11 protein-coding genes are annotated in these 8,382 nt (G+C 74.1%); 10 read left to right on the plus strand and 1 reads right to left on the minus strand.

Translation table 11 applies throughout. The features are described 5' to 3' along the window. Positions 1-5 precede the first annotated feature (5 nt). Positions 6-587 (minus strand): hypothetical protein, encoded by a 582-nt coding sequence (locus tag ACFQ87_RS06030; protein ID WP_380609361.1) that lies wholly within the window; start codon positions 585-587, stop codon positions 6-8. 133 nt (positions 588-720) lie between these two features. Here ACFQ87_RS06030 and hisI point away from each other — a divergent pair, with 133 nt between their 5' ends. The 10 genes from hisI to trpA all read left to right on the plus strand — a co-directional run bounded on the left by hisI (position 721) and on the right by trpA (position 8,112). After that, positions 721-1,092 (plus strand): phosphoribosyl-AMP cyclohydrolase, encoded by a 372-nt coding sequence (gene hisI, locus ACFQ87_RS06035; RefSeq protein ID WP_350741272.1) that lies wholly within the window; start codon positions 721-723, stop codon positions 1,090-1,092. A 40-nt stretch (positions 1,093-1,132) separates the two neighbouring features. After that, positions 1,133-2,656 carry an anthranilate synthase component I gene (locus tag ACFQ87_RS06040; protein WP_380609362.1) on the plus strand — a complete coding sequence of 508 codons (1,524 nt, stop codon included), beginning with the start codon at positions 1,133-1,135 and terminating at the stop codon, positions 2,654-2,656. A 74-nt stretch (positions 2,657-2,730) separates the two neighbouring features. Next, a complete protein-coding gene (locus ACFQ87_RS06045; protein WP_380609363.1) occupies positions 2,731-3,222 on the plus strand; it encodes a Uma2 family endonuclease in 492 nt (163 codons plus the stop codon). After that, positions 3,219-3,824 carry a TIGR02234 family membrane protein gene (locus tag ACFQ87_RS06050; RefSeq protein WP_380609364.1) on the plus strand — a complete coding sequence of 202 codons (606 nt, stop codon included), beginning with the start codon at positions 3,219-3,221 and terminating at the stop codon, positions 3,822-3,824. The genes ACFQ87_RS06045 and ACFQ87_RS06050 overlap by 4 nt, the downstream gene beginning before the upstream one ends. A gap of 138 nt (positions 3,825-3,962) precedes the next feature. After that, the gene (locus tag ACFQ87_RS06055) at positions 3,963-4,235 is read left to right on the plus strand and encodes an HGxxPAAW family protein (RefSeq protein WP_380609365.1); all 273 of its coding nucleotides are present in this window, start codon (positions 3,963-3,965) and stop codon (positions 4,233-4,235) included. Between the two features lie 90 nt (positions 4,236-4,325). After that, positions 4,326-4,766 carry a DUF2752 domain-containing protein gene (locus ACFQ87_RS06060; RefSeq protein WP_380609366.1) on the plus strand — a complete coding sequence of 147 codons (441 nt, stop codon included), beginning with the start codon at positions 4,326-4,328 and terminating at the stop codon, positions 4,764-4,766. A gap of 244 nt (positions 4,767-5,010) precedes the next feature. Continuing rightward, positions 5,011-5,817, plus strand: a complete 807-nt coding sequence (trpC, locus tag ACFQ87_RS06065; RefSeq protein WP_380609367.1) for an indole-3-glycerol phosphate synthase TrpC — start codon at positions 5,011-5,013, stop codon at positions 5,815-5,817. A gap of 9 nt (positions 5,818-5,826) precedes the next feature. Then, positions 5,827-5,976 (plus strand): tryptophan biosynthesis modulator TrpM, encoded by a 150-nt coding sequence (gene trpM, locus ACFQ87_RS06070; protein WP_355673186.1) that lies wholly within the window; start codon positions 5,827-5,829, stop codon positions 5,974-5,976. A 52-nt stretch (positions 5,977-6,028) separates the two neighbouring features. Then, entirely contained in the window at positions 6,029-7,279 is a 1,251-nt protein-coding gene (gene trpB / locus ACFQ87_RS06075; RefSeq protein WP_380609368.1) for a tryptophan synthase subunit beta, read from the plus strand. 2 nt (positions 7,280-7,281) lie between these two features. After that, positions 7,282-8,112: a tryptophan synthase subunit alpha gene (gene trpA, locus ACFQ87_RS06080; RefSeq protein WP_380609369.1), complete on the plus strand. Its 831-nt coding sequence runs from the start codon at positions 7,282-7,284 to the stop codon at positions 8,110-8,112. The last annotated feature ends 270 nt before the right edge of the window (positions 8,113-8,382 follow it).

Genomic DNA, 8,382 nt, shown 5'->3' on the forward strand with positions numbered 1-8,382 from the left:
TCAGCCTATGGGTGGAGCTGTCCGGTCAGCTTGGGGCCGCCCGGCTTGTTGCCGGCGGTCAGGGTGCAGGTGTAGTCCCGCCAGCCCTGCTGGTAGTTGACCACGGCCGGGCCGAACTGCCGCGGGTAGTACGTCTTTCCGTCGTTCTGCCGGGCCTTGGCAGCCGTTTCGGCGTCCTTGCAGCCGTCCCGCATGGCGAGGGCGATCGGGATCTCGCCGTTCAGCCCGTCGGCCAGTTTGAGGTTGGCGATGACCTCGCCGTCGTGCTCGCCGGTGCAGGGCCTTTGTTCGGCCTTGGTGATCACCGGGCTCAGCTGGGGGTGGTCGAAGCAGGTGCCCACCGGGAAGAAGGCGTACGGCGGTTGCGGCCTGGTGGGGGTGGGCGTCGGGGTGGGGGTCGGTGTCGGCGTCGGCGTCGGGGTCGCCGAGGGCGGGGGCGGCGCGGCGGCCGGCTTCTTGTCCTCCGGCCAGAGCAGCACGGTGGCCACCACCGCGAGCAGCACGGCCAGGACGGCGACGACGGCGATCACCAGGCCCCGGGACGGACGGGAGGCGGCGGCTTCGGGCGGCTGCTGCTCGGAGGTCATGGCCATGAGGATGGCCCACCGGGGCCACGCCCGGCAGGCGGTTGGCGGAACTGACCCCGAACGGGCCCGCCCCGAACCGTTCGCCCCCCGGACGGGCCGCCGGGGCCGCCGGACGGGCTGACACAATGGCCCCATGTCGACCACACCCGCCGCCCCAGGCACCACCGCCCTCGACCCCGCGATCGCCGCCCGCCTCAAGCGCACCGAGGACGGCCTGCTCCCGGCCATCGCGCAGCAGTACGACACCGGCGAGGTGCTGATGCTCGGCTGGATGGACGACGAGGCGCTGCACCGCACCCTCACCACCGGCCGCTGCACCTACTGGAGCCGCAGTCGCCGTGAGTACTGGGTCAAGGGCGACACCTCCGGCCACGTGCAGGCGGTCAAGTCGGTGGCGCTCGACTGCGACGGCGACACCCTGCTGGTGAAGGTCGACCAGACCGGCGCGGCCTGCCACACCGGCGACCGCACCTGCTTCGACGCCGACGTGCTCCCGCTCGCCTGACCCCCACCCCCGTCCACAACTCCAGAAGGTGCCGCCCCGCATGGACCTCGAAGCCTTCCGCAAGCTCGCCGTCGACACCCGGGTGATCCCGGTCACCCGCAGGCTCCTCGCGGACGGCCTCACCCCGATCGGCCTCTACCGCAGCCTCGCCGAGGAGCGGCCCGGCACCTTCCTGCTGGAGTCCGCCGAGCAGGGCCGCAGCTGGTCGCGCTACTCCTTCGTCGGCGTGCGCAGCGCCGCCGCGCTGACCGTCGGCGAGGACGGTGACGCCCGCTGGCTCGGCACCCCGCCGGTCGGCATCCCGACCACCGGCGACCCGCTGCAGGTGCTGCGCGCCGCCCTGGAGGCGCTGCACACCCCGCGGCACGCCGACGACGGCCTGCCGCCGCTGACCGGCGGCCTGGTCGGCTACCTGGGCTACGACGTCGTCCGCCGGCTGGAGAAGCTGCCCGACCTCAACCCGGACGACCTCAAGCTGCCCGAGCTGACCATGCTGCTGGCCACCGACCTGGCGGTGCTCGACCACGCCGACGGCACGGTGCTGCTGATCGCCAACGCCGTCAACCACAACGACCTGGCCAGCGGCGTGGACGAGGCCTACGCGGACGCGGTGGCCCGGCTGGACGCGATGGAGGCCGACCTGCTCAAGCCGGTCGACCCGGGCCTGGCCACCTTCACCCCGGCCGGCCCCGGCGAGGTGCACTCGCCGTTCGGCGGGGCGCCGTACCGGGCGGCGGTGGAGGAGGTCAAGGAGCGGATCCGGGCCGGCGAGGCCTTCCAGGTCGTGCCCTCGCAGCGCTTCGAGGCGCCCTGCCCGGCCTCCGCGCTGGACGTCTACCGCGTTCTGCGCACCACCAACCCCAGCCCGTACATGTACCTGTTCCGCTTCCCCGGGCCGGACGGCGGCGCCGAGGGCGGCTTCGACGTGGTCGGCTCCAGCCCGGAGGCGCTGGTCAAGGTCACCGACGGCGAGGCGATGGTGCACCCGATCGCCGGCACCCGGCACCGCGGCGCCACCCCCCACGAGGACGCGGCGCTGGCCGCCGAGCTGCTCGCCGACCCCAAGGAGCGGGCCGAGCACCTGATGCTGGTCGACCTCGGCCGCAACGACCTCGGGCGGGTCTGTGAGCCGGGCAGCGTCGAGGTGGTCGACTTCATGCAGATCGAGCGCTACAGCCACGTGATGCACATCGTCTCCACCGTCACCGGCAAGGTCGCCCCCGGGCGTACCGCCTTCGACGTGCTGACCGCCTGCTTCCCGGCCGGCACCCTCTCCGGTGCGCCCAAGCCCCGGGCGATGCGGATCATCGAGGAGCTGGAGCCCACCCGGCGCGGCCTGTACGGCGGCTGCGTCGGCTACCTGGACTTCGCCGGGGACTCGGACACCGCGATCGCGATCCGCACCGCGGTGCTGCGCGACGGCACCGCGTACGTGCAGGCGGGCGCGGGCGTGGTGGCCGACTCCGACCCGCACGGCGAGGACACCGAGTGCCGCAACAAGGCGGCCGCCGTGCTGCGGGCCGTCGCCACCGCCAATACGCTGCGGAGGCCGGAACTGTTCTAGGCCATGTCTGACAATCAGCGGCGGCCCGGCGGGAATTGTCAGACAGGCCTTTAAGGCGTGAGGAGGCGGCCGGGATGCCCGAGGTGCCGTACGACGAGCTGCGCTGGGAGGTCGTGTTCAACGCCGCCGTGCAGTTCGGGGAGCAGCCGGTCGGCCCCGGCCGGGTGCTCTCCGGCGTGGTGGTCGACTTCCCGGCCGCGTCCGGCCCGATCGCCCCGGACCTCGCGGTGCTCGACCCGGGGGCCGGCCGCGGCCCCCGGGGCCGGTACGGCGCCGCCGACGTGGCGGCGGTGCTGGAGGTCGCGCACCCCGGCCGGGACCACGCCTGGGCGCGGGCCTGCGCCCGGAGCGGTGTGCCGCTGTACGTGGTGGTCGACCCGGCCGCCGCCGTCTGCACCGTGCACACCGCGCCGGATCCGGGCGGGGTGTACCGGGAGGCCGAACGGGTGCCGTTCGGCAACGACCTGTTCCTGCCGCTCGGCGGCCGGACGGTGGTGCTGCGGACGGACGAGTTCCCGACCCCGGGTACGGACCCGGGCGTCGGCCGGGGGATAGTGGACGGGTGACCGCTGCAGACCACACCCCTGCCCCCGCCGCTCCCGCCACGTCCACGGCCGGCCGCCGCACCCTCGGCGTGATGCTGCTGCTGACCGTGCTGAGCGCGGTGCTGGTGCTGACCGCGGCCGGGCGGGACTGGGCCGAGGGCCGGGCCGGCACCCTGGACGTGTCCGTCACCGGCGGCAAGATCTCCGAACTGCCCGGCGGGCTGGCCCTGGTGGGCCTGGCCGCGGCCGTCGCGGTGTTCGCGGTGCGCGGCGTCGGCCGGCTCGCGGTCGGCGCGCTGACCCTGCTGGCCGGGCTCGGCGCGGCCGCCGCCTCGGTGGCCGGGGCCTCGGACACCGCCGCGCTGGACTCCGCCGCCTCCGGCAAGCTGGCGCTGGCTGGCTCGACGGCCACCGAGGTCTCGCACAGCGCCTGGCCCTGGGTCGCCCTGGCCGGCGGGCTGCTGCTGGCCCTGGCCGGGCTGATCACCCTGCGCTACGGCCGCGGCTGGCCGGCCATGGGCAGCCGCTACGAGGCGCCCACCCGCAAGGCCCCGGTGAAGGCCGATACTCCGGGTGACCTGTGGAAGGCCCTGGACCGCGGCGAGGACCCCACCGCCGTCTGAGCCCGAGCGGCACATGTGACGCGATAGACCCGCCACCCGCTTTGGGCCGCCCGCGTGTGGCCCGGCACAATGGAACCCGTCAACCCGCCGGCGGCCCCGCAGGCCCGGCTGGGCCCCGAGAGCCTAGGAGCACCATCGATGGCAGCAGCAGCACACGGCCACAACCCCGCCGCCTGGACCGGCGTCGTCATCTCCTTCGTCGGCTTCGGCATCGCGGGTGTCGCGATGATCCTGCCGTCGCCGCTGCTGGTCGTGGCCGGTCTGGCGGTCGTCCTGGTCGGCGGCATCATCGGCAAGGCCATGTCGATGGCCGGCATGGGCAAGCAGCCCAGCACCAACGTGTACAAGTCGGTCGAGGAGCAGAGCGCGGCCCGTAAGGCGGCCCTCGAGGCCCGTGCCGTCGCCGCCTGACGACAGGTACTCCTATCGCACAACCGAACGGCGGGCGCGCCACGCCCGCCGTTTCGTTCTGTCCGGGCCCGGCGCGGGCACAATCGGGGCGTGAACGCCGCCCCCACCGCCTCCGCCCCGCCGCCCGTACTGCGCCGGCTGGGCCCGCCGCTGGCCGCGTTGGCGGCGGTGGCCATTCCCGCCGGGTACGTCGCCGTGGTGGACCCGAACGCCCGCGGGCACTACCCCGACTGCCCCTTCCTGGCCGCCACCGGTTGGTGGTGCCCCGGCTGCGGGGGCCTGCGCTGTGTCCACTCGCTGGCCCACGGGGACTTCACCGGAGCCCTGCACGACAACGCCGTGGCCGTGCTGCTGTTCGGCGTCCTGGCGGTGCTCTGGCTGCGCTGGGGCTGGGCCGCGCTGACCGGCGGGCCGTCGCCGAGGGTCTCGGTCGGGGCCCGGCGCTGGGCGCTGATCCTCCTGCTGGTGCTGGTGTTCACGGTGGTGCGCAACCTCCCGGTCGGGGCGGGGCTGGCACCGCAGCCGGTCTGAGCAGGGGCGTCCGGCGCCGCGGCCGGTCCGAGCGGGGGCGTCCGGCGCCGCGGCCGGTCCGAGCTGGGACGTAGGGCCGGTGGGGAGGAAGCCGACGGCCGAGGGAGGGAGCGTCCCGTTCCGCGAGACGCGGTTCGGGCGGATGCGCGGCGGACGAGTGGGTGCCGATACCATCGAAGAGCGGACGGGCCGCAGCCCGTCCGGCTCAGATGAGCGAACTGGCAGAAACGATGGGGGCTCCTGAGTGAGTGTGCTCGACTCGATCATCGAAGGGGTCCGTGAGGACCTCGCCGAGCGGCAGGCCCGGGTCTCCCTGGACGAGCTGAAGGCGCTGGCGGCCAAGGCCCCGGAGGCCAAGGACGGCGTCGCCGCCCTGAAGGGCGACGGGGTCCGGGTGATCTGCGAGGTGAAGCGCTCCAGCCCGTCCAAGGGCGCACTGGCAGCCATCGCCGATCCGGCGGCCCTGGCGCGCGACTACGCGGCCGGCGGTGCCGCCGCGATCAGCGTGCTGACCGAGCAGCGCCGCTTCGGCGGGTCGCTGGCCGACCTGGACGCCGTCCGCGCCGCGGTGGACACCCCCGTGCTGCGCAAGGACTTCATCGTCACCGCCTACCAGCTGTGGGAGGCCCGCGCGCACGGCGCCGACCTCGCGCTGCTGATCGTCGCCGCCCTCGACCAGCCGGCCCTGGTGTCGCTGATCGAGCGCGCCGAGTCGATCGGCCTCACGCCGCTGGTCGAGGTGCACGACGAGGAGGAGATCAAGCGCGCGGCGGACGCCGGGGCGCGGATCATCGGCGTCAACGCCCGCAACCTCAAGACCCTTGAGGTGGACCGCAACACCTTCGAGAACGTCTCGCACGCCATCCCGGCCGGCATCGTCCGGGTCGCCGAGTCCGGTGTGCGCGGCCCGCTCGACGTGATCAACTACGCCAACCTGGGCGCCGACGCCGTACTGGTCGGCGAGTCCCTGGTGACCGGCAAGGACCCGCGTGCCGCGGTGGCCGACCTGGTCGCGGCCGGGACCCACCCCGCCGTCCGGCACAAGGACTGACACAGCCCGATGAAGATCGCCACCCGACTCGCCCCAGGTTGCCGCCCGCGCGGCTGCCGCGCGCCCGCACGCCGGGTGCTGGGGCGTCGGGTGCGGTACGTGATCGGTTGCGAGCCGGGGCAGGTGCCGGGGCGGCGATGGCGCGTGACGCTCGGCTGAAGCCAGCCGATCGGACGTCACAGTCATCCACATCTCCCCGAGGGAATCCACCATGTCCGAGAAGGACTACCTGCCCGGTGCCCAGGTGCCGGACGCCCGCGGCTACTTCGGCGCGTACGGCGGCCGCTTCATCCCCGAGGCGCTGGTCGCCGCGGTCGAGCAGGTCGCCGAGGAGTACGAGAAGGCCAAGGCCGACCCGGCCTTCACCGCCGAACTCGACGCGCTGCTCAAGGACTACACCGGCCGCCCGAGCCCGCTGACCGACGTGCACCGCTTCTCCGCCGAGGCGGGCGGCGCGCGCATCCTGCTCAAGCGCGAGGACCTCAACCACACCGGCTCGCACAAGATCAACAACGTGCTGGGGCAGGCGCTGCTCACCAGGCGGATGGGCAAGACCCGGATCATCGCCGAGACCGGCGCCGGCCAGCACGGCGTGGCCACCGCCACCGCCTGCGCGCTGTTCGGCTTCGACTGCACCATCTACATGGGCGAGGTCGACACCCAGCGCCAGGCGCTCAACGTCGCCCGGATGCGGATGCTCGGCGCCGAGGTGGTGGCCGTCAAGTCCGGCAGCCGGACGCTGAAGGACGCCATCAACGAGGCCTTCCGGGACTGGGTCGCGAACGTCGACTCCACCCACTACCTGTTCGGGACCGTCGCCGGACCGCACCCCTTCCCGATGATGGTCCGCGACTTCCACCGGGTCATCGGCGTGGAGGCGCGGCAGCAGGTCCTCGACCGCACCGGGCGGCTGCCCGACGCGGTGGTCGCCTGCGTCGGCGGAGGCTCCAACGCGATGGGGATCTTCCACGAGTTCATCCCGGACGCCGGCGTGCGGCTGATCGGCTGCGAGGCGGCCGGCGAGGGTGCCGACACCCCCAAGCACGCGGCCACCCTCACCAAGGGTGACCCGGGTGTGCTGCACGGCTCCCGTACGTACGTCCTGCAGGACGAGGACGGGCAGACCATCGAGTCGCACTCCATCTCGGCGGGCCTGGACTACCCGGGCGTCGGGCCGGAGCACGCGTGGCTGAAGGACACCGGGCGGGCCGAGTACCGGCCGGTGACGGATGACGCCGCGATGCAGGCGCTGCGGCTGCTGTCCCGTACCGAGGGCATCATCCCGGCCATCGAGAGCGCCCACGCGCTCGCCGGGGCCCTGGAGCTGGGCCGCGAGCTCGGACCGGAGGCCACCATCCTGGTCTCGCTCTCCGGGCGCGGCGACAAGGACATGCACACCGCGGCCCAGTACTTCGGGCTGTACGACGAGGCGGCCGGCGACGCGGCCGATGGGGGTAAGTGACCATGGCGAGCAAGCTCAGTGGCCGTCTGGCGGCCGCCAAGGCCGAGGACCGCGCCGCGCTGATCGGCTACCTGCCGGCCGGCTTCCCGACCGTCGACGGCGGCATCCGGGCGGTCAACGCGCTGATCGAGGGCGGCTGCGACGTGGTCGAGGTCGGCCTGCCGCACTCGGACCCGGTCCTGGACGGTGCGGTGATCCAGACCGCGGACGACATCGCGCTGCGGGGTGGTGTGCGGATCAAGGACGTGCTGCGTACCGTCCAGGAGGTCGCTGCCGCGCACCCCGAGGCGGCGGTGCTGGTGATGACGTACTGGAACCCGGTCGACCGCTACGGCGTGGCGCGTTTCGCCGCCGACCTGGCCGCGGCGGGCGGGGCGGGCTGCATCCTGCCGGACCTGCCGGTGGAGGAGTCCGAGGAGTGGCGCAAGGCGGCGGACGAGCACGGGCTGGACACCGTGTTCGTGGTCGCCCCCAGCAGCAAGGACGCCCGGCTGGCCGAGGTCACCGCGGCGGGCAGCGGCTTCGTGTACGCGGCCGCCGTGATGGGGGTGACCGGGACCCGGTCGGCGGTCGGTTCACTGGCCGAGGACCTGGTCGCCCGCACCCGGGCCACGACGGACCTGCCGGTCTGCGTCGGGCTCGGGGTCTCCACCGCCGAGCAGGCGGCGGAGGTCGCCCGGTTCGCGGACGGGGTGATCGTGGGGTCGGCCTTCGTCAAGCGGATCCTGGAGGCGGGCGAGGACGAGGCGGCGGCGCTGGACGCGGTGCGGGGGCTCGCGGGTGAGCTGGCGGCGGGGGTTCGGCGGGGGCGCGGGGGCGCTGACGCGCGGTAGAAACGGTTGGCTGACGGCCCGCTGTCCCTTCGGGGGTGGCGGGTCGTTGGTGTTTGTGGGGGGTGTCTGTTGTGGGGGGGGCGTTCGGGAGGGTGGGTGGCCGGGGGCGGGGGGGGGCTGTAGGCGAGTTGGTGCGGGTGTGGGGGTGGGGGTGGGGGGTGTTACGGGCGCGGGGGGGTTTTCCCTCGCTTCCGCGTCGGGGGAGGCGGGGACAAAAGGCGTTGACGGCGTTGGGGGAGAGAGCCCCCACGGGGGGGCCCCCACCGAGGG

The sequence above is a fragment of the Kitasatospora sp. NPDC056531 genome (assembly GCF_042794375.1).
Taxonomy (GTDB): domain Bacteria; phylum Actinomycetota; class Actinomycetes; order Streptomycetales; family Streptomycetaceae; genus Kitasatospora.